19 protein-coding genes are annotated in these 24,377 nt (G+C 56.3%); 13 read left to right on the top strand and 6 right to left on the bottom strand.

The features are described 5' to 3' along the window. Nucleotides 1-2: 2 nt before the first annotated feature. Together R70331_RS28480 and R70331_RS28475 are read right to left on the bottom strand one after the other, a co-directional pair. Nucleotides 3-617 (bottom strand): TetR/AcrR family transcriptional regulator, encoded by a 615-nt coding sequence (locus R70331_RS28480; protein ID WP_042181373.1) that lies wholly within the window; start codon nucleotides 615-617, stop codon nucleotides 3-5. Between the two features lie 59 nt (nucleotides 618-676). Further along, nucleotides 677-2,179: an aminotransferase-like domain-containing protein gene (locus R70331_RS28475; protein ID WP_331281492.1), complete on the bottom strand. Its 1,503-nt coding sequence runs from the start codon at nucleotides 2,177-2,179 to the stop codon at nucleotides 677-679. 231 nt (nucleotides 2,180-2,410) lie between these two features. On the opposite strand from R70331_RS28475, the gene R70331_RS28470 reads away from it, so the two are divergent. Then, the gene (locus R70331_RS28470; protein WP_042181371.1) at nucleotides 2,411-3,022 is read left to right on the top strand and encodes a LysE/ArgO family amino acid transporter; all 612 of its coding nucleotides are present in this window, start codon (nucleotides 2,411-2,413) and stop codon (nucleotides 3,020-3,022) included. A 66-nt stretch (nucleotides 3,023-3,088) separates the two neighbouring features. Here the strand turns inward: R70331_RS28470 and moaA are convergent, their stop codons facing one another. Then, entirely contained in the window at nucleotides 3,089-4,090 is a 1,002-nt protein-coding gene (moaA, locus tag R70331_RS28465; protein WP_042181369.1) for a GTP 3',8-cyclase MoaA, read from the bottom strand. Nucleotides 4,091-4,411: 321 nt separating this feature from the next. Between moaA and R70331_RS28460 the strand changes: the two genes are divergently transcribed. Next, complete coding sequence (locus R70331_RS28460) at nucleotides 4,412-5,110, top strand: TorD/DmsD family molecular chaperone (RefSeq protein ID WP_042181367.1); 699 nt, start codon at nucleotides 4,412-4,414, stop codon at nucleotides 5,108-5,110. A gap of 500 nt (nucleotides 5,111-5,610) precedes the next feature. Here R70331_RS28460 and R70331_RS28455 read toward each other — a convergent pair whose 3' ends face one another. Both R70331_RS28455 and R70331_RS28450 read right to left on the bottom strand, forming a co-directional pair. Continuing rightward, complete coding sequence (locus tag R70331_RS28455) at nucleotides 5,611-8,757, bottom strand: efflux RND transporter permease subunit (protein ID WP_042181365.1); 3,147 nt, start codon at nucleotides 8,755-8,757, stop codon at nucleotides 5,611-5,613. A gap of 3 nt (nucleotides 8,758-8,760) precedes the next feature. Continuing rightward, on the bottom strand, nucleotides 8,761-9,696 hold the full coding sequence (locus R70331_RS28450) for a TetR/AcrR family transcriptional regulator (protein WP_052419252.1): 936 nt from the start codon (nucleotides 9,694-9,696) through the stop codon (nucleotides 8,761-8,763). Nucleotides 9,697-9,857: 161 nt separating this feature from the next. Here R70331_RS28450 and cls point away from each other — a divergent pair, with 161 nt between their 5' ends. Further along, a complete protein-coding gene (gene cls / locus R70331_RS28445) occupies nucleotides 9,858-11,366 on the top strand; it encodes a cardiolipin synthase (protein ID WP_042181363.1) in 1,509 nt (502 codons plus the stop codon). A gap of 105 nt (nucleotides 11,367-11,471) precedes the next feature. Here cls and R70331_RS28440 read toward each other — a convergent pair whose 3' ends face one another. Beyond that, nucleotides 11,472-12,998, bottom strand: a complete 1,527-nt coding sequence (locus R70331_RS28440; protein ID WP_081947785.1) for a phospholipase D family protein — start codon at nucleotides 12,996-12,998, stop codon at nucleotides 11,472-11,474. Between the two features lie 269 nt (nucleotides 12,999-13,267). Here R70331_RS28440 and R70331_RS28435 point away from each other — a divergent pair, with 269 nt between their 5' ends. From R70331_RS28435 to R70331_RS28390, 10 genes are all read left to right on the top strand, one after another. After that, the gene (locus R70331_RS28435; protein ID WP_081947784.1) at nucleotides 13,268-14,185 is read left to right on the top strand and encodes a MerR family transcriptional regulator; all 918 of its coding nucleotides are present in this window, start codon (nucleotides 13,268-13,270) and stop codon (nucleotides 14,183-14,185) included. A 247-nt stretch (nucleotides 14,186-14,432) separates the two neighbouring features. Beyond that, nucleotides 14,433-15,980 (top strand): phytoene desaturase family protein, encoded by a 1,548-nt coding sequence (locus tag R70331_RS28430; RefSeq protein WP_042181361.1) that lies wholly within the window; start codon nucleotides 14,433-14,435, stop codon nucleotides 15,978-15,980. Beyond that, a complete protein-coding gene (locus R70331_RS28425) occupies nucleotides 15,977-17,470 on the top strand; it encodes a phytoene desaturase family protein (protein WP_042181359.1) in 1,494 nt (497 codons plus the stop codon). Before R70331_RS28430 ends, R70331_RS28425 begins: the two co-directional genes overlap by 4 nt. Next, nucleotides 17,470-18,348 carry a phytoene/squalene synthase family protein gene (locus tag R70331_RS28420; protein ID WP_042181357.1) on the top strand — a complete coding sequence of 293 codons (879 nt, stop codon included), beginning with the start codon at nucleotides 17,470-17,472 and terminating at the stop codon, nucleotides 18,346-18,348. Before R70331_RS28425 ends, R70331_RS28420 begins: the two co-directional genes overlap by 1 nt. After that, on the top strand, nucleotides 18,349-19,134 hold the full coding sequence (locus tag R70331_RS28415) for a carotenoid biosynthesis protein (protein ID WP_042181355.1): 786 nt from the start codon (nucleotides 18,349-18,351) through the stop codon (nucleotides 19,132-19,134). Continuing rightward, nucleotides 19,103-19,837, top strand: a complete 735-nt coding sequence (locus R70331_RS28410; RefSeq protein ID WP_042181353.1) for a lysophospholipid acyltransferase family protein — start codon at nucleotides 19,103-19,105, stop codon at nucleotides 19,835-19,837. Before R70331_RS28415 ends, R70331_RS28410 begins: the two co-directional genes overlap by 32 nt. Then, nucleotides 19,834-21,051, top strand: coding sequence for a glycosyltransferase family 2 protein (locus R70331_RS28405; protein ID WP_042181351.1), 1,218 nt, complete (start codon nucleotides 19,834-19,836; stop codon nucleotides 21,049-21,051). The genes R70331_RS28410 and R70331_RS28405 overlap by 4 nt, the downstream gene beginning before the upstream one ends. After that, a complete protein-coding gene (locus R70331_RS28400) occupies nucleotides 21,027-22,523 on the top strand; it encodes a phytoene desaturase family protein (RefSeq protein WP_042181350.1) in 1,497 nt (498 codons plus the stop codon). Before R70331_RS28405 ends, R70331_RS28400 begins: the two co-directional genes overlap by 25 nt. Before the next feature lie 130 nt (nucleotides 22,524-22,653). Next, nucleotides 22,654-23,784 carry a type 2 isopentenyl-diphosphate Delta-isomerase gene (fni, locus tag R70331_RS28395; protein WP_081947783.1) on the top strand — a complete coding sequence of 377 codons (1,131 nt, stop codon included), beginning with the start codon at nucleotides 22,654-22,656 and terminating at the stop codon, nucleotides 23,782-23,784. A 23-nt stretch (nucleotides 23,785-23,807) separates the two neighbouring features. After that, entirely contained in the window at nucleotides 23,808-24,281 is a 474-nt protein-coding gene (locus R70331_RS28390; RefSeq protein WP_042181348.1) for a GNAT family N-acetyltransferase, read from the top strand. Nucleotides 24,282-24,377: the final 96 nt, after the last annotated feature.

The following is a 24,377-nucleotide window of genomic DNA, read 5'->3' as shown; positions in this document are numbered from 1 at the left end:
CCTTAGATATGCGGACCGGCAGCTGTGGTTAGTCCTCTGGCAAGCAGCTCCCAGAGCTGCTTGAAGTCCTGCCCGATCAGGCTGCTCTGCCATTCGTAGGCATGTGCCGGATGATGATACCGGGCAGTCGCATAAAACAGCGCCCGGGCAAGTGTTGGGGCACTTTCAGCCTGTGACAGCTGATCAGCTTCCTGCCCTCTGCGTATAATAATGCTAAGCTGGCTGATAATCCGGGTGATATGTGCCTCAATTAGAGCAGAAGCTTCTTCGGTGACCGCAGCATACATTTTAAACAGCTCCCCGTCCTGCTTGGCATGATGCGCTTTAAGCTCAGAGAGTCTTGTTATATACTCCCGCAGCTGTTCAAGCGAATCCGTAGCTTCAGCCTCCGATATTTCAGCCAATGGAAGAATGATCTGCTCCTCCAGCCATCTCTCAGTTACGGCCTCACGCAAGGCCGTCTTGCTCGGAAAATGCCGGTATAGGGTGCCGTGGCTCACTCCCAGCAGCTTGGCTACATCGGTGACCGAGGTCTTATCCGGACCGAATCTGCGCAGGGTCTGCTCGGCAGCATCCAGTATTTCAGCTTTACTCAAAAAAGATCCGGTTTTGTTCACAGGTGAAGCTCCTTTCTGTAGATCAGTTTACTACGACAACTATCAAATGACAAATAATATTATTTGTCATTTGATAGTTGTTTTATTATTTCGGCAAGCTCTGGCAGTCCGCTGTACAGCTGCTCAGGCGAAGCAAAGGAGTAAGAGAGCCGGAGATGCCGGCTGTCGCCGCGGTCGTACAGATCGCCGGTGTTCAGCAGCAGTCCGGCTTGCTGTGCTGCTTCGAATAAACGGCGCAGCGGCAGCGGGCGGTGCAGCGACAGCCAGATATAGAAGCCGCCGGCCGGAACGCTCCAGGAGGCGAGCCCGCTGAAGTGAGCATCAAGCAGCTGCAGCATCAGTGAACGCCGTTCGCGCAGCCTGCCGCGCAGCAGGGTAAGATGCTCTTCATGGTAGCCGCCCTCCAGCCAGCGGGCGGCGGCAAGCTGGGACAGGGAGCTTGCACCGTAATCAGTCTGCATCTTGATGTCTGCAAGCCGGCGGATGACCGGCTGCGGGCCGACAATCCAGCCGAGGCGCAGACCCGGAGCTGCCGCTTTGGAAAGGGTGCCCAGATACAGTACCCTGCCTTCACGGTCCAGTGCCTTCAGCGGCTTCGGGGGCGGGGTATCGAGCCACAGCTCCTGATAAGCGCCGTCCTCGAGTATGGGCAGTCCAAGCTCCCCGGACACTGCCGTCAACGCGTGCCGGCGTTCTTCGCTCATGACAATACCGGTCGGATTGTGGAAGCTGGGAATGGTGTAGAGCATGGCGGCTTTGGTCCGCAACGCCTCTGCTGCCAGCCGGCTGACCATCATCCCGCCCTGGTCCATCGGCAGGCCGCTGAATTTGATTCCTGCAGATTGAAAGGCATGAATGGAGTACAGGTAGGACGGCTTCTCCAGCAGAATAGTCGAGCTGCGCGGCAGCAGGCCCAGAGCAATCAGCTGCAGGCCCTGAAGAGCACCGGAGGTAATCAGGATGGAGTCTGGCTCTGCCTGAATACCATACTTCAGCAGCTGGCGGCTGACCGCAGTGCGGAGCTGAGCATTGCCGAGCGGCTCCTCATAGGACAGCGGCGGCAGCGCCCGGGCGGCGAGCTCTGCCAGCACACGGGTCATTGCGGCGCCGGGCAGCAGCTCGGGTGCGGGTTCACCGGTGCCCAGGCGGATCAGGCCAGGCTCGTATTCCAGCCGGTTGATAGCTTGTACGGCAGGCAGATTGGGATAGTGCGTGCCTTCCTCCAGATAATCATTCCAGCTGGCGTTGCTGCTGCCGTCAGCAGCGGCAACACGGGTTCCGCCGCCCCGCCTGCCCTCAATCAGGCCCTGCCCGGCAAGTGTTCCCAGCGCTGCTGCCAAAGTGCTGCGGTTCACACCGAGCTGCCGGCACAGCTTACGCTGCGGGGCCAGTCTCATGCCGGGAGGCCAGGCTCCGCTGCTGATTCTGGCGCTGAAATAGGATGTTATTTGCATGTGGAGCGGCAGCGGCGAGTTAGGGTCGGGCTTCCAGTCCTCCTTCTCCTGAAGGGCCTCAGGAGAAGATTTGACTGCTTGATTGTCTGCGGGATGGCTGGGTTGCAAGAGGCAGGCTCCTTTACTGTCCGGTATGGATTCCGTTCATTCGTTTAGGCCCGGTTATACGGAGTATACCATGTTCCGGCGGCTTTGCTTCATTTGGCCGGGGGGATAACATTGGATTGGATGGTTACCTGCAGAGCAGAAGCGTGTACGATTAGATCTGTTGCCGGCAGCTTAAGGCCGGAGCGCATAAGCTTATTTCCAGGCATATGAGCGGCAGGGAGGCATCCTATTATGACAGAGGCAATTGTACATGGAATTATTCTGGCTTTTGGGCTTATATTACCGTTAGGGGTACAAAATATATTTGTATTCAATCAGGGGGCGCTGCACCCCCGGTTCCGCAATACCCTTCCGGTAGTCGTAACGGCAGCTGTGTGTGATACGCTGCTGATCACAGCTGCGGTTGGCGGAGTATCGCTGCTGCTGCTTACACTGGATTGGCTGACGCCGGTTATCTACGGGGCAGGCGCACTGTTCCTGCTCTACATGGGCCGTCAGATCTGGCTGTCTGCTCCGGCTTCCGCAGAGACAAGGCAGCTCCCGGCCAGAGGGCAGATCGGTTATGCCCTGTCGGTATCGCTTCTGAATCCGCATGCCCTGCTCGATACGGTCGGTGTTATTGGTACGGGCTCGCTGGCCTATGAGGGGCTGGAGCGCTGGGGATTTGCCGCTGCAACGGCTGCCGTATCCTGGTTGTGGTTTCTGGGTCTGGCAGCAGCCGGAAGAGTACTGGGACGCGCTGATACCTCCGGCAGAGCTGTGCGGCTGCTGAACAAGGGATCGGCATTGCTGATCTGGGCTATGGCTGTTTATATGGCGCTTCAGCTGTGGAGGAGCGTTTAGACTTGCAAAAAATAACGGGGGTATTCCAGTTAGCCGTTACAGGCTTATGGAATACCCCCGTTAAGATTAGCCGCCAATCTGTGACATGCGCCGGGCTGTCGGCGTGTGACTCTGTGCTTTTTTCTCCAGCGCCAGCGCCATTTCATGATTGTGCGGCTTGTTGCCAAGCGCCCGGCGGAATAAAGCCTGCACGGCTGCCGGGTCCTGCACCAGCGGGCGCACATTGTATTCGTCCGCCCAGTACAGGCAGGCTTTAATGTGGCCGTCAGCCGTCAGCCTTAGCCGGTTGCAGTTGTCGCAGAAACGCTCGCTGACCGGATGGATCAGCCCGAAGGTTCCCTGCGCCCCGGTAACACGCCGGTTCTGTGAGGGGCCGTTGCCGGAGGGCAGATCAGCTTCCTCGGTTGTCCAGCCTGCCGCTGTGCAGGCTTCAATGACCGTCTCCAGCGGCAGATAGGTCTGCCGCCAGGAATCGCTTGCGCTGCCGATCGGCATATATTCAATGAACCGTACGTTAAGCGGACTGTTTAGGGTGAGCGAGATGAAATCCTTGATCTCGTCATCATTAATCCCCTTCATCAGCACGACATTTAGCTTGATCGGAGAGAGGCCGGCCGCATGGGCGGCTTCAATGCCCCTCAGCACCTTAGCGACATCGCCGCCGCGCGTAATCATGGAGAAGCGGTCCTGCTTCAGCGAATCCAGGCTGATGTTCACCCGTGACAGCCCGGCCTGCTTCAGCAGGCTGGCCTTGGCCGGGAGCATCAGGCCGTTGGTGGTGAGCGATATATCATCAATGCCAGGGATGGCGGCGATCATGGCAACAAGCTGCTCCAGATCCTTGCGGACCAGCGGTTCACCGCCGGTAAGCCTTACCTTGCGCAGCCCGAGCGGCGCGAGCGCCTTTACTACAGCGGAAATTTCTTCATAGCTCATAATCTCGTCCTGCGGCTGGAATTGCATTCCTTCCGCCGGCATACAATAAATGCAGCGCAGGTTGCAGCGGTCTGTAACCGAAATGCGGAGATAGTCATGTAATCGTCCAAAAGGGTCCGTCAGCGGTTCCATAGGCTCTTCCCTTCTTTATGTGCATTTTAATTTAAATTTTAAAGTTTGCGGCTGTTCCCGTCAATAAACGGACAACCTAAATAATAGGTGAGCCTAGCACAAAGGCACAGCCTAAATTTGACAGAAGTGCGACAATTTATCCCAATGGTCATAGAATGCTCACCGAAAGCGCTTAACATGTTCGATATAATAAAGGTGCCTAAACAGAAGTCTTAAAATTTGAACTTTTGCGAAAGACACAGCTATGATACCGGAAGCACAGCAGCTGGCCTGCTGCCTCAGAATATGCATCCGGTAAAACCAATAGGGAGGTTTTGCAAAATGACGATACCCACTGTTCCAGCGCTTGTTGTACCGGAGGTGTTTAGCCGCTGGCTGGATAGCCGCGGATTAATATATCAGATCTTGGTTGATTTTTACGGCAGAAAGCCTTCCCTCTCGCTTGTCGCCCAGTGGAGAGCGAACCGGCAGATGATGAGCATTGCTGCAGAGATGACGGAGGGCGGACGGGAGCTGAAGCGCTATCTTTGTGGGCAGGACCCGTCTTGTCTTCCGGAGATCTGCGAGAAGGAAAAGACCGAGTATATGCGACTGTTGAACGACTGTACGGTAAGTCCGTTTGCCGCACGCGAAGCTATCCAGCTCGGCCGGGAGCAGGAATTCTGCAATGAGCTCTCCGAGCTGTACGCTTCGGCAGGTATTGTGTTTAAGAAGTGCAGCGGGGAAGCGGATGACCATATCTCGATTGAACTGGAATTCATGGCCGTTATGCATGAACGGATGCTGTTCAACAGCTTCTCTGTGCGCAGCGCAATGGAGCTGCTGGATATTCAGGAACGTTTCCTGGAGGAGCATCTGCTGAAGTGGATACCGCAATTCTGCAGCCTGCTGAAGGAAGCAACCACCAGCCCGTTATACCTTGGCCTCTGTCATATGCTAGAGGAATTCCTGCCGCAGGATCTGCAGATGCTGCGGGCCTGGAAGGCTTCGCTTGAGAGCAGCGCATCGACGATGGCTTAGGCTGGCAGGAACGCTATCCAAGCTATATTGAATTGAATATGCTTAACGCTGAAAAGGCGCCTTTCTGTTTAAGAAAGGCGCCTTTTGGGCTTTGTTGTATGAAGGGAACACGCTGACGTTGAAGTGAGAGTCTGCTTTGTTTTTTTAACAATCCCGTTCAACAAACCCTGCAGAGTTCATTTCTGAACTAAATAGTCAACTTCTGCACTTTATACAACTAAACATGCCCAATTTCCAGTGTACCACCTGAATAAGTGTAGTTCGTACAACTAAACCGCCCAATAATGGGGGGGGGAGGCTGATTCGGGCAGATATAGCTGCACAGAATACACTTATATGGCGCAAATACTGATTACGGTGACTTTTAGCTGCACATTATACATCTATTCAATAGAAAGTAAGCATGAATCGCAGAGCAGAAGGGGTTTTCTCATTCTGGTTCAACAGGACTGCTCATCTGACAAAGCGGCGTGGTGCCTATCCGCCCTTGTGCAGAATGCTTACTCCTCAATCCGCTTCTTACGGAATTTCATCAGGAATTCATAGACTACCGGCACGACAACAAGTGTCAGCAGGGTGGAGCTGACCAGGCCGCCGATAACGGTCACACCTAGTCCCTTAGAGATGATACCGGCGCTGTTCTCAAGTCCGGTGACCAGCGGAAGCAGGGCACCGATGGTGGCGAGCGCAGTCATTAGAATCGGACGGAGACGGGTGCCGCCGGCCTCAAGCAGTGCCTGACGGGTAGTCATTCCCTCATTCTCCTTATGAATAACCCGGTCGATCAATACAATCGCATTGGTTACGACGATCCCGATCAGCATCAGCGCGCCCATCAGCGCGGAGACGTTCAGTGTCTCCCCGGCCAGCAGCAGGGCAACAAGGGCGCCGATAACGGTGAACGGCAGGGAGAACAGGATCGCGAACGGTGCCAGTCCGCCGCCGAAGGTAACCACAAGCACGAAGTATACAATGGCAACGGCTGCTGCCATGGCGATTCCGAGCTGGCCAAAGGTCTCATTGATCTGCTCGGTTACACCGCCGAACGAGACGGTGACTCCATCCGGCAGATCCAGCGCATCGACTTTTTCCTTCAGGCTGTTGGAGGCGCTGTTGACGTCGCTGGCGATAATGTCAGCGGTGACCTCGACGCTCATTTTACCGTCGATACGGGTAATAGAGTCCGGCGAGGTGCCCTTTTCGATGGTTGCGACCTGGCTAACCGGCACCGTAAAACCAAGCGGCGAGGTGAGCAGGGCGTCTTCCATCTCCTGTATGCTGCTGTATGTTACTGTATCAGCTTCAATGTAGACATTGTAGTTCTTGCCATCCACAGCCACCTCAGTCAGCACCGGCCGGGTATTGACCGGACTAAGCTTCATGGCAAGCTGTCCGGCGGTCAGCCCCAGCGAGCTGAGCTTAGCCTGATCGGCAACGATGGTGTACTGCTCATACGATTCAGAAAGGCTGGTATCACCGTCTTTGAAGTTTTGGGAGTCGGCATTTACGATACCGGCAATTTCGTCGGCGACCGGCTTCAATTGCTCCAGCGTATCGCCGAATATATTGACGGTCAGTGTGCTGCCGCCGAGCCCGCCGCCGGCCATGCCGGACATATCGCCCCACACGCCATCCGGCACTTCAACCGCCAGGTTATCAATCAATGCTTCTTTAACCGTCTCAAATTCAGGGGTATCGCTGTCATAGGTGATATAGAAAAGGCCGGAGTTGTTGGAGCCCATTCCCATAAAACCGCCGCCCCCGATGGAATATTGCAGGTTCGTCACATGCTCCTGGGCGAGAATATATTTCTCGGCCTTCAGTCCCTGCTCCTGCACATCCTCAGCCGTCTGTCCGGCTTTCGGCGAGAAGGTCATGATTACACTCTTGTCCTCCTGGGAAGGCATGAAGCTGACGCCAATCGGTTTAATCAGGAACAGACTGCCTGCAAGCAGCAGTACTGCAGCTCCAAACGTAATCAATTTATGAGAGAGACACCAGTCCAGAATTCTCTGGTAGCCGGCAGCCATTCTGCCCGGTTTCTCTTCGTGGACTTTCTTCCCCTTCTTGAGGCCGCCCCGGAACAACGAGTGCGCCAGTGCAGGCACCAGGGTGATTGCTACAACCAGTGAAGCGATTAATGAGAAGACCATGGTCAGGGCAAACGGCAGGAACAGCTCGCCGACCATCCCGCTGACAAAAGCAAGCGGCAGGAACACTGCGATCGTAACGATTGTCGAGGACATAATCGGCACGAACATTTCGCTCGTAGCTGCACTGATCAGCTCCCTGCCGCGCAGCTTCTCCCCGGACAGCGACATACGCCGGTAGATGTTCTCGATAACGACGATGGAGTCATCGACCACCCGGCCGATTGCGACGGTCATTGCGCCCAGCGTCATCATGTTAAGCGTGATATCCATCTGGCGCAGACAGAGGACTGCAATGAGCAGCGACAGCGGAATTGAGATGATGGAAATAATAGTTGACCGGATATTCCGCAGGAACAGCAGAATGATAAGGACTGCGAAAAGGGCACCGAACACAGCCTTGGACAGCATCGTATGCACAGAATCCTCAATCGGCTTGCCTTGATCGAGCAATACCGTCAGGTCGAGTGAACCGTACTGCTGCTTAAGCTCCTCTGTCTTATCCTTTACACTGTTTACAACCTCAACCGTATTGGCGTCATTGGCCTTCACAATCTGGATGCCGATGGATTCCTTGCCGTTCGTGCGGGAGATCGACTCGGACTTGCCGGTAACCTCAATCGAAGCAAGCTCTCCGAGCTTCACTGTCGGAAGCCCGGCGGCAGCACCGGCACCAGTCGCACCAGCGCCAGCCAAGCCAGTACCGGCAGCACCAGTACCTGCCCCGGCTGGGCCTGCGGCCGCCGCGGATGGCACCAGCGGTACCGCAAGATTCTCAAGATCCTCCACCGTGCTGATATTGCCGTCTACGACAACCGCTTTTTGTGACTGCTCCATTTCAAACAGGCCGAGCGGAACACGCAGGGATGAGGCCTGGACAATACCTTTAACAGTATCTTCGGTCAAGCCGTATTGCTTCAGCTTCTCCTGGTCAAACTTGAGGGAGACTTCCTTTACATACTGGCCTGCAATCGACACGGAGGCGACACCCTCGATATCCTCCAGTGCCGGCCGGATGTCATTCTCGGCAATACGGGTCAGCTCTTCAAGATCGGCTGAGTCGTTGCCGGCCAGACTGAGGGAGATGACCGGCAGCGAGCTCAGGCTGAAGCGGGAAATCTGCGGCTTCCGGGCGTTCTCAGGCAACGTTACTTCATTAAGGGCTTCCCGTACGGCGGCAGTGGCGTTATCCAGATTCGTCCCATAATCGAACTCAATCTGAATGCTGGAAGCATTCTCAAGCGACGAGGACGTAATGGTCTTGACGCCGTCCACATTGCGGAGCTTCTGCTCCAGCGGCTTGCTTACGTCATTTACTACACCCTCAGGCGCTGCACCGGGATAAATGGTGGTCACGCTTAGGTAAGGGATACTGATATTAGGCAGCGTCTCCTGCTTCATCGTCAGGCCGCTGTAGAGGCCGGCGAATACAATGATGATAGTCAGGAGCCAAACCGCAAATTTGTTTTTAAGTGAAAATTCTATCAGACTTTTCATAAGTTACGTATCTGCTCCTCTCTCTTGTAGAAATCCGCATGGATTGGGAATGTAAGGCGAAACTAGCTTTTGCAATGCTTCAAGCTCCCCGTGGACAGCAGGATAAGCCTGCAGATTGGCAATCATCCCCCGGATCATGGCTTTGCGCGGCTCCGGCATCAAAAATTCACTTTCCAGAATAGCGAGTGATTCCAGACCATCGTCTGCTCCAGGGGTACCGGAAGGGGCAGCGCTGCTGAGTGTGGCCCGCATCTCTTTAATCAGCTGAAGCGGGCTGCGGCGGCGGCTGTCCTCCTGGCCGCTCATCCAGCTCTCCAGCACGGATTCGGTAATAAGCGGCTCAAGCCGGCCGCCAGACAGGCCGGCTGCAACGATGTCGAGCAGATCGACGAGGTGATCAGCCATGTGGGAGATCGCTACCTGCGATTCCTGGCCGAAGATCAGCCGGATATAGGCGTGGATCATGCCGTCCGCGAACAGGAATAAATCGCCTGTATAAGGCAGGACTGCCGGACCGTAGAGGGTATTCAGCTTGCTCTGGAACCATAACAGCAGCGGCGCATTAACCTTGCGGATCCATTCCGGCACCTCGTCACCGCTTCTTCCGGCAACCTCCTGAAATTGCCGCTGCAAAAACTCGCGCAGCTCGTATACATGAGTGAGCAGAATTTCCACCTGGTTGCGCAGCTTTTCCCTCGGGCTGCTGCGGCTCTGCTGCTCTTCCCGCTGCAGCGGATCATGAATCATCCGGAAGCAATACATATAGATGCTGCGTTCCAGCTCCTCTTTAGACTTAAATACCAGGTAGAGGCTGCCCTTGGAAATCCCGCACAGCTCAGCAATTTCCTGCATGGAGGTGGAGGAAGAGCCTTTTACCGCGAACAGCTGCATGGCGGTCTTAATAATCAGTTCCTGTTTGTTTGTGTTTTTATCAGCCAAAAGCAGTATGAGCCCCTTTCTGACTTGTTGGTTCTATTATTGACTCTTTGGTCAGAAAGATTATAGTATAGATTCCGGACCATTACAAATCGCAATTATTCAGGTAATATATAGATGGGGAAATCAAGCTTCGTAAGGTTGAACAAGAGAGTAGGCTGCCTATGAGAAGAGGATTGCAGGCACTGGTTATTATCACTGCCTTGCTGGCATTTTATTATTTCGGCTTTGGTATTTTTGGCAGTACCGCCGGTACGATTATCAGTATTTTCTCTACGCTGACCGTGATTTCGATCGGCCTGGGCATCTTTATGGAGAACCGCAATCCGTCAACAACGATGGCCTGGATTCTGCTGCTGGCGCTGATTCCCGGGCTCGGGCTGGTCTTTTATTTTCTGTTCGGCCAGAACGTATTTAAACGGCGCAAGTATGACAAAAAAGCGCAGCGTGACCTGATGGCCTATGAGCGGATTGAGAACGATGCCCTGCATACATACCAGGACTGGTCTATCTTTGATCCCGCCCGCCAAAAGCTGCTTGGGCTGTCACAGAGGCTGGCCCGGACGCCGGTATCCTTCAGCTCGGAGACGCGGATTCTGACCAACGGGGAAGAAACGTTCGGCACGCTGCTGCTGGAGCTGCGGCAGGCACAGCATCATATCCATATGGAGTATTATATTTTCCGTGCGGATCATATCGGCACGCGGATTCAGCAGATTCTGATTGAGAAGGCCCGTGCGGGTGTAGCTGTCAGATTCATGTACGATGCCGTAGGCAGCATGCAGCTCTCCAAGGCTTTTCTGAAGGCGTTAACGGATGCAGGGGTAAGGGTTGCGGCATACGGTAATTCCACTTCATTTTTTTCCAGCCGGGTCAACTACCGCAATCACCGCAAAATCGTCGTTATCGACGGGGATGTAGGCTTTATGGGCGGCCTTAATGTCGGGGATGAATACTTAAGCCGCAGCAAAACGTACGGCTTCTGGCGCGATACCCATATGCTGCTGCGGGGCGAGGCGGTACGGACGATGCAGATCATTTTTCTGCAGGACTGGATGCATACAACCGGGGAATCCATATTGGAGCAGGATTACCTCTCGCCGCAGCTGCGGTTTACGAACGGGGACGGGGCTGTGCAGATCATTGCCAGCGGACCGGACAACGAGCGGCGTGCACTGAAGAATATCTTCTTCTCCATGATCACTTCTGCGGAAAAATCGGTGTGGATCGCCAGTCCCTACTTTATTCCGGATGAGGATATTCTGACTGCGCTGCGGGTAGCCGCCATGTCCGGGCTTGATGTCCGCCTCCTGTTCCCGGCCAAGCCGGACAAATGGCTGCCGTTTCTGGCCTCACATTCCTATTTTCCGGCTATGCTGGAGTCCGGTGTGAAGATTTACGAGTATGAAAAGGGCTTCATTCACTCCAAGCTGCTCATCATCGACGGGGAGATTGCCACGATCGGCACGGCGAATATGGATATGCGCAGCTTCCATCTGAATTTCGAGGTCAATGCGCTGCTGCTCCAGACCGAGAGCGTAGCCCGTATTGTCGCTGATTTTGAGCGTGATCTGCTGTCAACGCGCCAGATTGTGCATGAGACCTTCATGAACAAGCGGCTGCTTGAGCGGCTGCTCGAATCAGCCGCCCGGCTGATGTCACCGCTGCTCTAAGTGCCGGGCAGGCTTCTGTTGCACCAGAATAATAAGCAAATACAGCAACCGCCGGAAGAAGCGATTCAGGCTTCCCGGCGGTTATTTTGCTCTGTATGAGCCTGCTTAAAAGGTAGTAAACCCCAATCGCGTCTGCATCCGGTAGACGATGTATTTCAGCCAGGTCATCCCGCTCTGATATTCCTCAAGCGGCAGGCTGTACTCAGCCCCCTCGTTATTCCACAGCCGGTTGAAGTAACCGGATATCTCCGTATACAGCGGCTGATCCGAAGGTACGCTCACCCACAGATTATTTTCCAGATTATAATCATCCAGATTGCGGGTTGTAAAGTTTGTTGAGCCGCCCAGCACGATAGAAGGACCGGAGGCTTTGGCAATGAACAGCAGCTTGGAATGATACTGCTCTTTGCCGGTGTTATACCAGCGGATGTCAATTTTCCCGCCGGAGCGCTGGTTGAGGTTCATCGCAACCGGCCGGTTGGGAATACCGATTTTGTCGCGGCCGAAGGCATTCTGATTCGGGTCCAGGAGCAGCCGCACCTCTGCACCGCGCTCTGCTGCCGTAAGCAGCCCGCTGATAACGGCATCATCGGCCAGATAGAACATCCCCAGCCAGAGGGTATCGCCAGCCCCGGCGCTGCGGATAGCCTCCAGCGTGTATTTATAGACTTTACCTTCAGTCAGATAACGGATGCCCAGCGGACCTTCTGCAGCCTGTGTAAGCTCCGGCGCCTGTGTCAGCAGCGGACCGGCGCCGGAAAGATCGGCGGCCGCCTGCTCAGTGCGCACAATATCGGCAATAACCGGACCATGCACCTCAAACGCAATATTGGAGTGATAAGCGCTTGGGTCATGCACATTGCCGGAGGAGATGAGCGCACTGTTCTCGCTGACCACCACCTTGCGGTGATTGGCTTTGACATTCAGCAGCTTAAGATAGGAGCGGGCGGTAATATCCGGCCCGCCCGTGGCCATGAGGTTGGGAATCCAGCCGTTGCCGGACTGTCCGAACCACTGGATGAAGGTCCGCCATACTGCGGAGTAGGCAGGAGTAGAATCACGGAGCTTGTCCACATCGGTGACTACCACCCGGATGCCGGCGGCTTTCATCTCCTCGAGCAGATGATTCGTTGCGGAGCCATAGTTGGTGTTTACCTCATCGGTAATAAACGCAATGTCCATTGCCGGGTATGCAGCTTTGTGGGCAATGAGCTTATCGGTAAGCTCCCGGCTGACCTCCGGGAACTGCTGGTCTTTGTGGGTGTAATCATTGAACAGGAACAGATCAATAACGAGAAACTGTCTGGATTCCTCGATAATCTGCAGAATTCTCGGCAGAATCTGCTCCTCCCGTCCCCCGTCTGCGCTGCCGTCCTGATAAGTAAGATCATGCCAGAACTGAACGTCAGTAACCTTATACACGGGACTTTCATAGGAAATGCCAGGGGGCAGAGGCTTTTGCGTCTGGTAGAGCGTGATACCGGCCAGCCATAAAATAAGCAGCAGGATCACTACGGATAATTTACGGCGGAACGTCCATTTGGGCCTGGAGGAGGCAGTGGAGGGTCCGCTTATGGAATTACTGAATTGATATAGCCGTTCCGGTGTGCCGGGTTGTCTGCTTGAATTCATGGAAGGATCCTCCTGAGTCTGCTCGGGGTATTGTAACTACCTATTACCGCCCTGGAAGGACAAGTGAAGCAGCTGTACCCAAAAAGCCTGAACGTATATTTTTTTCCGGAACATGGCAGGATTATTCGCTCCCGCTCACAGCTCCGGCTGTTAGCCGCATCTGATGACATAATTCGGGTACGACTGTATAATGAGTGTAAATGTTTTGTATAAGGTTTGAATTTTTAAATATTATGTACCAGGTTATGGGAAAGAGAGTGGGGTGCAAGGTGTACTCAATTAAACAGGTCGTCGAAATGCTGGACATACCGTCTGTCACATTGAGAGCCTGGGAGAACAGGTATCAGGCGGTTACACCTGAGCGGACTGAATCTGGCTACAGGCTGTACACCCAGGACAATATTGAAGACCTGCGCTGGCTGAAGGAGCAGACAGAGAAGCAGGGGATCAGTATTTCACATGCGGTCCGGCTGCTGAAGGCCCGTAAGGAGAATCCGGCGGCAGAAGGCCCGGCAGGGAACGATGGGACATCCGGGGAAGCCTTTGCGAAGATGAGACAGCAGATCTATACAGCGCTGCTCGAATTTCAGGGCGAGCGGGCGAATGCGCTGATTGATTTCGGCTTTTCCATGTACGGGTATGAGGCGATGTTCCACCAGGTGCTTGTACCGGTATTGGTCAGGGTTGGCGATGCCTGGGAGGAAGGCACAGCTACAGTGGCGCAGGAGCATTACATGACGCATATGGTCTCTAACCGCTTTTACCAGTTCTTTCATCTGTTCCCGGTTTATGCCCATTTGCCGAAAGTGCTGGCCTTTTGTCCGGAAGGGGAGCATCATCAGGTCGGCCTGCTGCTGTTCTCGCTTTTTTTGCGCAAAAACGGGGTTGAGGTGGTCTATCTGGGTGCCAACACGCCGGAGGCCGGGATTATAGCCATGCTGGAAACGCAAAGCCGGATCGGGGCGGTCTGCCTGTCGGTTACGGATAAGGATCTGCGGCCCTACTGTGAAGAGCTGATTACACGTTTGAAGGCAGTACGGGCGGAAATGCGGTTTATACTGGGAGGCAAAGCCTATGAAGAGGCGGGGGAGCCTGTTCCCGAAGCTGCTGAAGTGATATGGGGTCCTCCCGGACGCTGGCAGGAATGGTTTGATTTTTCATTTACCGGACTAAGCAATCAGCGCTGAAAAAGAGCTTGCAAAAACCCTTCTCAATCACCTGCGGGTGAAGCGGAAGGGTTTTTTGGTGTAATCAGGACCGCTATTTTTATTTATCCTGTTTTTTCCGGTAAACCGGGTTAGGGGTAGCTGTTTACAGGGGTAAATAAAGTATGTATGATATTTGTATCATCAATGTATAGTTTTTGTATAATGTTTGCGCAGGCAATGCTGTGTGCGCTGAAATGAAAATCATGTGGAGTAGGGAGTGGGACGGATGGCTGGAACAAGCGCCGCCAAGGTTGCGGTGGTCGGTGCAGGTCCGGGAGGGCTTGCTGCTGCTATGCTCCTGGCTGCTAAGGGCTATGAGGTTGAGATATATGAAAAGCAGGATACGGTCGGAGGAAGATCTGGAGAGCTGCGGCTGGGTGAATACCGTTTTGACCGCGGGGCTACTTTTCTGATGATGCCGCATCTGCTGGAGGAGCTGTTCACGATGGCGGGACGCTCCCTGCACAGTTATGTTTCGATGAAGGAGCTGGACCCGCTGTATTCCCTGCACTTCGGGGAGACCGTGTTCCGGCCGTCTACGGATCAGGAGCAGACGGCGGCGGAGATCGAGCGGCTGTTCCCCGGCAACGGTGCCGGCTACCGCCGGTTTATGGCTGAGGAGGACGAGAAGTTCTCCAGAGTGATGCCGCTGCTCCAGCGCCCCTTTCAGTCACCTGCAGATTATTTAAAAAGGGATGTGCTGCACGCGCTGCCCAAGCTGCATGCTACTGATACGGTATATAACCGGCTGTCGAAATATTTTGACGATGAACGGCTGCGTTACGCGTTTACCTTTCAGGCCAAATACCTGGGAATGTCGCCCTGGGAATGTCCCGGGACGTTTACGATTCTGTCTTACCTGGAGCACCGCTATGGCCTGTATCATCCTATCGGCGGCATTAATAAGGTGCTGCAGGCTATGGCAGATGTGATCCGTGAGCTCGGCGGCCGTATTCATACTTCAAGTGCGGTGAAGAGGATATTGGTTAATAACCATCATGCTTCCGGTCTGCTGCTGGCGGACGGGGAAAAGGTGCAGGCGGATTACGTTGTGCTCGGTGCTGATTTCGGGACGGCAGTGACCCAGCTGTTCGAGCCGGGCCTGCTCAAAAAATATACGCCGGTCAAGATGGCCCGCAAGCGCTATTCCTGCTCAACCGCGATGCTGTATCTCGGAGTGGACGGTGCAGTGGATCTCGGGCACCATTCCGTTCATTTCTCGGGCGACTACCGCCGCAACGTAGACGAAATTACACGGCAAGGAGTCCTGTCGGCTGACCCGTCCATTTATATACACAATCCTTCGGTTATTGACTCTACTCTGGCTCCGGCCGGCAAATCCTCCCTGTATGTGCTGATGCCTGTCCCCAATCTGCAGGCCGGTATTGACTGGCGGCAGGAGGGACCGGCTGTAAGGGAGCAGATGATGGAGCGGCTGGAGCGCATTCCGCAGCTAGCCGGATTGTCCGGACGGGTGGAGGAGAGTAAGTTCTTCTCACCGCTGGACTGGCGGGACAGCCTGGATGTATATAACGGTGCGACCTTTAATCTGGCCCATAATCTCGGCCAGATGATGTACCTCCGTCCGCATAATACGTTCCAGGAGGTGTCCGGCATCTGGCTCGTCGGCGGCGGTACGCATCCGGGCAGCGGGCTGCCGACGATATTTGAGTCGGCGAAGATCAGTGCGCGCCTGCTTGAGGAGCATGACCGCGCTGCCCGCAGCCGGTCCGTTGCCGTAGCAGGCGCAGCGGGCAGCGGGGTGCCGCTGTGAGCCGCGTAGCTATTGTCGGCGGCGGCATCGGCGGGCTGACTGCGGCGCTGCTGCTGAGCAGACAGGGGCAGGAGGTCGTGATTTATGAGCGTGCCGGCCGGGTGGGCGGCCGGGTCGCTTTTGAAGAGGAGGGGCCGTACCGGATTGACCAGGGGCCGACCATTGTACTGCTGCCGGAGATGCTGAACGGCATTCTCGAGGAAGGCGGGCTCCCGCCCGGCAGCCTTGAGCTGCTGCGCTGCGATCCGCTCTGCCGGATTCACTTCCGGAGCGGGCGTGTGCTGACCAAGGTAGCAGGCCTGGAAGAGCAGGCCGCGGAGATTGAACGTGAATTCCCCGGAGAAGGCAGCGGCTTCCGCCGCTTTATGGATGATATGGCCGGACTGTTCCCCCGGGGCAAAGCCTCTTTTCTGGAGCAGCCGTTCCACCGGCGGCGTGAATTCTTCAGCCCGGCGAATCTGCGGCTGATGAGCCGCCTGCGTGCCTACCGGAGCCTCCGGTCAGCGGTCGGCAGCTATTTCCGCAGCGAGGAGCTGCGGGACGCCTTTTCCCTGCAGAGCCTGTACATCGGCGGCGCCCCGTTCCGCACCCCGGGCATATACACGATGCTGCCGTATGCGGAGAGCGCCTTCGGCATCTGGATGCTGAAGGGCGGGTATGGACAGCTGCCGCGGATCCTCTCCCGTGAGCTGCTCAGCCGCGGAGTTGAGATTCATACCGGTACAGAGGTAGAAGGCCTGCATGTTGAAGACGGGCGGTGCACCGGTATCATTGCCGGTGGTGTCCGGCATTCGTATGATGCCGTGCTGTACAATGGCGAATTTCCCCTGCTGGAGCAGCTGCTGCCGGCAGAGCTGTTCGCCGGAGCTGCGCCTGTGAAGCGTAACGGAGTTAAGGGCACGCTCAAGCGCGGCAGGTATCAGCCCTCCTCAGGCTGTGTGCTGATCTATGCCGGGACGGACAGACGCTGGCCGGAAGCAGAGACCCATCAGTTCTTCCTGCCGGACAGCCTGAATGATAATCTGCGTGAATTGTTTGACCGCGGCAGAATTTCACAGCTGCCCTCCTATTATGTGTTTAATCCGGCAGCTGTAGATGACAGTGCTGCACCTCCCGGAGAAAGCGTGCTGTACTTCCTGATTCCTGTTCCGGCTGATCCGGAGCTGGATTGGGATACCCTGGCCGGTTCTCTGGCCGAACGTGTATTGGAGGATGCGGAGCAGAGAGGGTTTCCGGGCCTGAAGTCCAGTCTTGTATGGAAAAAGCTCCGTACGCCGGCGGATGCGCACAAGGAAGGACTCTACGGGGGCGGGAGCTTCGGTATTGCCCCGGTGCTGAGCCAGCTTGGTGTCTTCCGCCCTCAGCCTAAGCCGTATCCGATCAAAGGCCTATATGCCGCAGGCGCCTCTGTCCATCCCGGCGGAGGTGTGCCGATTGTTATGCAGGGTGCACGGATGGCTGTCCATGAACTCATGAAGGAGATGAATTGATGATTAACGAGAGCATTATGCGCGAGTGTGAGGAATTGATGAAGAAGGGCTCTACCTCCTTTCATAAGGCTTTTGCCGGACTGCCGAGTCCGCGCCGTGAAGCTGTACATGTGATTTATGCCTTCTGTCGGATTATTGACGACAGTGTGGATGAGCCGGAGAAGTCGCCGTATACCATCCATGAGCTGCGCCGGCATTTCAAACGGCTTGAGGAAGCGGAAGGCCACTTTATCTGGCCGGCACTCCGCTGGCTGTTCGCCAGCTTCCCGGGCCTTACGCGGGAACCGTTCCTGCTGCAGATGCAAGGACAGCTGGGGGATCTGACGTTCACTCAATATGAGACGATGGCGGAGCTGGAAGACTATTGTTACCTTGTGGCCGGAACTGTCGGTGAGATGCTGCTGCCGGTTCTGCGCGACGATTCAGATGAAGATGTACAGGCGGCCGGCATTGCGCTGGGCATCGGTATGCAGATTGTCAATATTATCCGTGATGTCGGAGAGGATCTGCGCCGGGGCAGGCGTTATGTGCCCCTTGAGCTTATGCAGAAATACGGTTATAGCCAGGAGGAGCTGGAGTCGGGTCTCGTCGACCAGCGTTTCGTGAATATCATCGAAGACCTCCGCCGGGAAGCGCTGGGCTGGTTCGAGAAGGGACTTGCCCATATAGAGACTTATCCGCCGGAGAGCGGCCTCGCAGTTGAACTGGCGGCAGCATTTTATGCGGCTATTCTTGAATCGGTGGCTGAAGCCGGGTACGATGTTTTCCGCAACAGGGCGTATGTCAGCGATGAAGCCAAGCTGCGGATGCTGGGCCGTACAGCGGCGCGTTATGCGTCCAGACTGGGTGCCAGAACCGGTAAGGCTGCGGTGCTGTAGATGATCAGGACTGTATTCTGGCTCTGGTACAGTATTGGCGCTCTGCTGCTGATTTTTTTCAGTGTTCCGCCGGGGCTGCAGTTTTCAAACGGTCTATTTCTGGTCTTTTATGCAGTGTATGCTGGTGAACTAATCATCAAGGGACAGGTGCAGACCTATATGGCCGACCAGTCAGTCATTTTTTCGCGTCAGCTGAAGCCGCTCCCTCTTCTGCTATCCGCCGCACTGATCTGGACCTGCGGAATGGGGGTAGAATGGCTCGGCGTTCATACCGGGCAGCTGTTCGGCAGCTACAGTTATTCCGATATTCTCGGGCCGCTGCTGTACGGTGTGCCGGTCACGCTGGGATTTGCCTGGATCGCCGTTGTCGGCAATGCCGTTCTGCTGAGCCGGGACTTCGGGCAGTCAGGCTGGCGGCTTCTGCTGCTGCGGGCGGCACAGGTCGGCTTCTGGACCGTCCTGCTGGATCTGGTGCTTGACCCCGTGGCACATGCACGGGGGTTCTGGACCTGGGGGGACGGGGGCGGCTTTTACGGAGTGCCCTGGAGCAATTTTGCCGGCTGGCTGATTGCGGGCTCGCTGCTGTCCTTCTTCGTGCCTGCAGTCCGGTTATCACCTAAGGCTGTGCGGCTCGGCACCCGGCTCTATCAGGCTGTTCTAATGATGTTCGGTCTTGTCGGCCTGCGTGAGGGATTGCCTCTTTGTATAATAATTGCCGGTATAGGTGCTGTACTCGCGGAAGGGAGTCTGCGCTATGCTCGAAGCGGCCAGATCGTCAAGCTTTGATGCCCTGTTCTACCGTTACAATTCCTTGTATCTGCTGCGCAGGCATTTCCGTGCCATCGGATTATCAGGTGATCTGCAGCCGGCGTCAGCCGGAGACAGGCCGGTACTCTACATTATGAACCACAGCTCCTGGTGGGACGGATTGCTGGCATACCATGCGGCGAAAGTGCTTACCCGGCGCCGGCAGTATTTCATGATGGAGGAAGCCCAGCTGCGCAAATTTCAGTTTTTCCGCCGCTTGGGCGCTTATTCAATCAACCGCAGCGAGCCTGCCGATGTCAGGGCCTCCCTGCGCTATACCGCAGGGCTCCTGGGTGAAGGAGGCAGTGTGTGGATGTATCCCGAAGGCGAGCTTCTGCCGCTTGAGCACCGTCCGTTGGAGCTCAAGGAAGGGGCAGCCGTTGTACTCCGCCTGTGTCCCGATGCTGCAGTTGTGCCGGTAACCCTGTATCACGGGCTGTTTTTCCATCCCAAGCCGGAGGCGACGCTTGTGGCCGGCCCGCCTCAGATCCATCCATGGAAAGCTATGGACAGACACAGCATTACGGCGCTGCTGGCCTCCTGCCTGCGGGAGCAGCTGGATGGCCACCGCCGGCTGATTCTTGAGCACCAGGGGCATATGCCGGCCGGCTTCGAGCCGCTGATGAAGACCGGCGGCTCGGTTCATGAAAGATATGATGCCTGGCGGAGGGGTGGCCGATGATTGCTGTTCTGCAAGGCATAACCGCAGTGATCCTGCTGCAGCTGGCTTTTGCCGTATGGAATGCTTCACGGCTTCCGGTGCTAGGGGCACAGTACAGAGAGGAGCCGGCAGGGCCTGAGAGTGAACAGCAAAGGCAGGAAGCGGCAGATGCAGCGGATGCAAAATACCGGCTGGAGCACGCAGAGTCCGCAGCTCCACAGGCCCGCGCCTTATCCGTACTGATTCCGGCACGAGATGAAGCGGCAAATATAACCGCCTGCCTGAACTCTGTGCTTGCCTGCAGCACGGCTGGACGCCCGATCGAGATTATTGTGCTGGATGACCGTTCTTCCGACGGCACTGCAGCACTTGCCGCAGCCGCCGGAGGCGCACGGACACAGGTGCTTGCAGGTGCTGTTCTGCCGGAAGGCTGGGCAGGCAAATGCCATGCCTGCGCCCAGCTGGCGGAGGCCGCTGCCGGAGAGTGGCTGCTGTTCCTGGATGCAGACATCCGGCTGCAGCCACAGGCGTTAAGCGCGGCATTAGCCGCAGCCGGGCTGCAGGGCAGGGGACTAATTACCGGATTTCCCAGGCAGCTGACCGGCTCCTGGCTGGAGCGCCTCGCTGTTCCGCTGATGATGTTCACGATTATCTGCCATCTGCCGGTCCCGCTGGTCCGCCGTTCGAGGGACCCGCGGTTTGTGGCCGCCCACGGCGGATTCATGCTGATTCACAGGGACAGCTATCAGCGCTGCGGAGGGCACAGCGGTATCCGCAATCAGCTGGTGGATGATATGGCGCTGGCAAGAGCAGTCAAGCTTGCCGGTGAGCCGGTAACCTTAGCAGACATTACAGAACATACAGAAATGCGGATGTATCACAATGCCGGAGAGGTCTGGAGGGGCTACCGCAAAAATATATATGCCGGCCTTGGACGCAAGCCACTGCTGCTGCTCGGGGTCCTGCTGTTCTATTGCCTGCTGTACGTTTTTCCGGTAATTGCTGCGCTTTGGGCTATAGTTACCGGGCTGACGCCGGCGCTGCTCTGGGCGGCCGCGGCCATCGCGGCCGGAGCCGCTGTGAAAAGAACGGCCGATGCCGCCGGCCGGCAGCCCTTCTGGCACTGCATGCTGCTGCCGGCGGCAATTGTAAGCCTGATTGCTATTGCAGCTGCTTCGTGGCGCGGAGGTGTATCCGGCCAGGGTTATGTATGGAAAGGGAGGCGTTACCGTTGAATAAGCAGGCGGTTATAATCGGAGCCGGCTTCGGCAGCCTGTCCTGTGCAGTTACACTGGCTGCAAAGGGCTGGAAGATAACTGTACTGGAAAGGCAGGCTTTGCCCGGCGGCAAGCTGCAGCGGGTTAAAGAGCAGGGGTACACCTTTGACAGGGGGCCCAGTACGATAACCATGCCGCATGTATTCCGCTCGCTGTATGAGCTTGCCGGGGCGGAGATGGAGGACTATGTCGAGCTGTATGAGCTGGAGCCGAGGACAAGGAATGTTTTTGCAGACGGCCATGTGGTTGATCTGTCCAAGGATACGCCGTTTATGCTTGAGCAGATAGCCGCCTATTCGTCACAGGATGCCGGGCGCTATACGGAATTTATGGCTGAAGCTGAGCTGCTCTACCGGTTAAGCGAAAAGCAGTTTCTGAACCGGCTGCTGCTCTCGTGGAAGGATAAGCTGTCTTTGCCGCTTGTGCGCGATCTGCTGCGGGTAAGGCCGTTTCTTACACTGCAGTCGCTGCTTCAGCGTTATTTCAGGCATCCTAATACACTGGCTATGCTGGGCCGTTATGCCACTTATGTCGGCTCGTCCCCTTACCAGTCTCCGGCGATATTTGCCATGCTGGGGCATGTGGAGGCCAGACTTGGCGTATATGGGGTTAAGGGCGGTACATATAAGCTGGTAGAAGGGCTGGCGGCGCTGGCCCGGCAGCTCGGCGTAGAGATTGTTACCAATACAGAGGTTACCGGCATCTCTGCTGTCCGCGGTAAAGTGGAAGGAGTAGAGACTTCACGAGGCTTTTACCCTGCAAGAACCGTAATCGCCGGCGGAGATGTGCTGAGCGTCAGCCGCATGCTGCTGCCGGAATCCGCACGCCGGGCAATGAGCGACCGCAGAATTGCACGCTATGAGCCGTCATTGTCGGGTCTGGTGACACTTGCCGGTGTGAGGCGGAAATATGAGCAGCTGTTGCATCATACGGTGTTTTTTCCGGAGCAGTATGAGCCTGAGTTCACTGACATTTTTGCCAAAAGACGCCCGCCGCAAAATCCGGCAGTATATGTCTGTCACTCCGGACGCTCAGAGCCGGGCATGGCTCCTGAGGACGGCAGCAATCTGTTCATTCTGGCCAATGCCCCTTATCTTGACCGCGTCTGCGACTGGAACAGTGAGGCGGAGGCATACGGGCGCCGGGTGACGGACACGCTGGAGAGCTTCGGAATCGCAGGGCTGGATCGGGCGGAGGTGCTTCAGCGCTATACCCCGCAGAATCTTGCTGATGATACTCTCGCCCACCGGGGGGCTATCTACGGTATATCCTCCAATTCCGTCCGCCAGACTTTCTCCCGTCCGGCCAACCGATCCAGGGATATTCAGGGGTTATGGTATGTGGGCGGAACCACCCATCCCGGAGGAGGAACACCGGTCGTATCTCTGTCGGGGAGGCTTGTAGGTGAGCATATTGCCGGCGGAAGCTAGGAGAGGCCGGCCTTTCTGTTATTTGCGGGGCGGCGGTGCTATAATGAAGCGTGCTTGGCAAGAGATGCCGGCTGCTCCGGCATTTGGCGGTTACAGATTTACAAAATGAGAAGGCAGAGGAGGAGACAGCATGGAGCAATTGCCGATACACACTACAACATCCTTAGCGGCTCAAGCGGACGGGGACCCGCTTCTGCCGGGCAGCGCAGGGGAGAAGTCCCTGCTGCCTTCCTCCACAACAGGCGAGCGCAAGCTGGAGCATGTGCGGCTCTGTCTGAATGAGGCGGTGGGAGGCAGCGGCATAACTACCGGCCTGGAAGAATACCGCTTCCTTCACAATGCGCTGCCTGAGCTGAATTTCGATGATATTTCACTGCAGACGTCCTTTTTGGGACGCGAGCTGCGGACACCGCTGCTTATCAGCTCGATGACCGGCGGCAGCAAGGCGACCGGTGCGATTAATGACCGGCTGGCTGAAGCTGCAGAGCGGCGCGGCTGGGCGCTTGGTGTCGGCTCGGTACGGGCGGCGGTGGAGCGGGCGGAGCTGGCCGAGACCTTCCGGGTGCGGGAGCGGGCTCCGGGAATTCCCGTCATCGCCAATATCGGCGCAGTCCAGCTGTCCTACGGCTTCGGCGTGGAGGAATGCCGGCGTGCTGTAGACATCGCAGGTGCGGACTGGCTCGTGCTGCATCTGAACGGGCTGCAGGAGGTCTTCCAGCCGGAAGGCAATACCGGCTTCGCTTCTCTGCTTGCAGCGATCGAGAAGGTCTGCCGGGCGCTGCCGGTGCCGGTGGGCATTAAGGAGGTCGGCTGGGGGATTGACGGGGGGACGGCGCTCAGGCTGTATAATGCCGGCGCTGCCTTTATCGACGTCGCTGGTGCCGGCGGCACCTCCTGGAGCCAGGTGGAGAAATTCCGCAGCACCGATCCGGTGCGCCGGGCGGCGGCGGAAGCCTTCGCCGACTGGGGCATTCCGACGGCCGAATGCATCCGCGGGGTACGGGCGGCGGCGCCGCATGGTGCGCTGATCGGCAGCGGCGGCCTCAGGCACGGGGTCGATGCGGCTAAGGCGATAGCACTCGGTGCCGACCTCGCCGGCTTCGGCCGTAATCTGCTAGGGCCGGCTGTGGAATCCGAGGAAGCGCTCGACCGGGCGCTGGCCCAGGCGGAGCTGGAGCTGCGGATCGCGATGTTCGGCATCGGCGCGCCTGATCTGTCTGCGCTGCGCGGCACCTCCCGGCTGCTCCGGCGGCAACAATAACAGAAGTATAAAGGAAGTGCTGAATGATGATTAAGCTGGTCCGGATGGACGAGCCTGCCTTTCAATTTTTTTTGCAGCAGGCAACCCGCGATTATGCGGAGGATAAAGTAAGAATCGGCGCGTGGGATCAGGAGACGGCGATGAAGCTGTCGCAGGAGGAAATGACCCGTTTTCTGCCGCAGGGCCTTTATACGGAAGGGGCTTATCTGTATTCCATCGTTGAGGAAGAAACAGGCACCCAGGCCGGCTATATCTGGTTCAATGTAAACCGTGGCCGCCAGGGTAAGGAAGCCTTTATTTATGATTTCTACATCTTCGAGCCGTATCAGCGCAACGGGTATGGCAGCGGCGCGCTGGCTCTGCTGGATGACGAGGCACGTTCCATGGGCGTCACGCAGATTGGCCTGCATGTGTTCGGTGATAATGAGCGGGCCCTCAAGCTGTATCAAAAAATGGGATACGGGATTACCGATATTTCGATGTCTAAGAAGCTGTAGTAAAATTAAATACCACAACAGTATGAAAGACTCCGCCGGGGTCTTTTTTGCTGCACAGGGGCTGAAGCAGAGATCCGGCAGTGCTAACGGACCGAA

Origin of the sequence: Paenibacillus sp. FSL R7-0331 (assembly GCF_000758645.1) — a bacterium.
In the GTDB taxonomy this organism is placed as follows: domain Bacteria; phylum Bacillota; class Bacilli; order Paenibacillales; family Paenibacillaceae; genus Paenibacillus_AQ; species Paenibacillus_AQ camerounensis.
Note: the sequence above shows the minus strand (reverse complement) of the source record. Positions and strands in the feature narration are given on the sequence as shown.

Coding starts and splice junctions, on each gene's coding strand:
- R70331_RS28470 (WP_042181371.1), top strand. CDS start 2,411: ATGACAGAGGCAATTGTACATGGAATTATTCTGGCTTTTGGGCTTATA.
- R70331_RS28400 (WP_042181350.1), top strand. CDS start 21,027: ATGGAAAGGGAGGCGTTACCGTTGAATAAGCAGGCGGTTATAATCGGA.
- R70331_RS28410 (WP_042181353.1), top strand. CDS start 19,103: ATGCTCGAAGCGGCCAGATCGTCAAGCTTTGATGCCCTGTTCTACCGT.
- moaA (WP_042181369.1), bottom strand. CDS start 4,090: ATGGAACCGCTGACGGACCCTTTTGGACGATTACATGACTATCTCCGC.
- cls (WP_042181363.1), top strand. CDS start 9,858: ATGAGAAGAGGATTGCAGGCACTGGTTATTATCACTGCCTTGCTGGCA.
- R70331_RS28455 (WP_042181365.1), bottom strand. CDS start 8,757: ATGAAAAGTCTGATAGAATTTTCACTTAAAAACAAATTTGCGGTTTGG.
- R70331_RS28440 (WP_081947785.1), bottom strand. CDS start 12,998: ATGAATTCAAGCAGACAACCCGGCACACCGGAACGGCTATATCAATTC.
- fni (WP_081947783.1), top strand. CDS start 22,654: ATGGAGCAATTGCCGATACACACTACAACATCCTTAGCGGCTCAAGCG.
- R70331_RS28460 (WP_042181367.1), top strand. CDS start 4,412: ATGACGATACCCACTGTTCCAGCGCTTGTTGTACCGGAGGTGTTTAGC.
- R70331_RS28430 (WP_042181361.1), top strand. CDS start 14,433: ATGGCTGGAACAAGCGCCGCCAAGGTTGCGGTGGTCGGTGCAGGTCCG.
- R70331_RS28415 (WP_042181355.1), top strand. CDS start 18,349: ATGATCAGGACTGTATTCTGGCTCTGGTACAGTATTGGCGCTCTGCTG.
- R70331_RS28390 (WP_042181348.1), top strand. CDS start 23,808: ATGATGATTAAGCTGGTCCGGATGGACGAGCCTGCCTTTCAATTTTTT.
- R70331_RS28420 (WP_042181357.1), top strand. CDS start 17,470: ATGATTAACGAGAGCATTATGCGCGAGTGTGAGGAATTGATGAAGAAG.
- R70331_RS28405 (WP_042181351.1), top strand. CDS start 19,834: ATGATTGCTGTTCTGCAAGGCATAACCGCAGTGATCCTGCTGCAGCTG.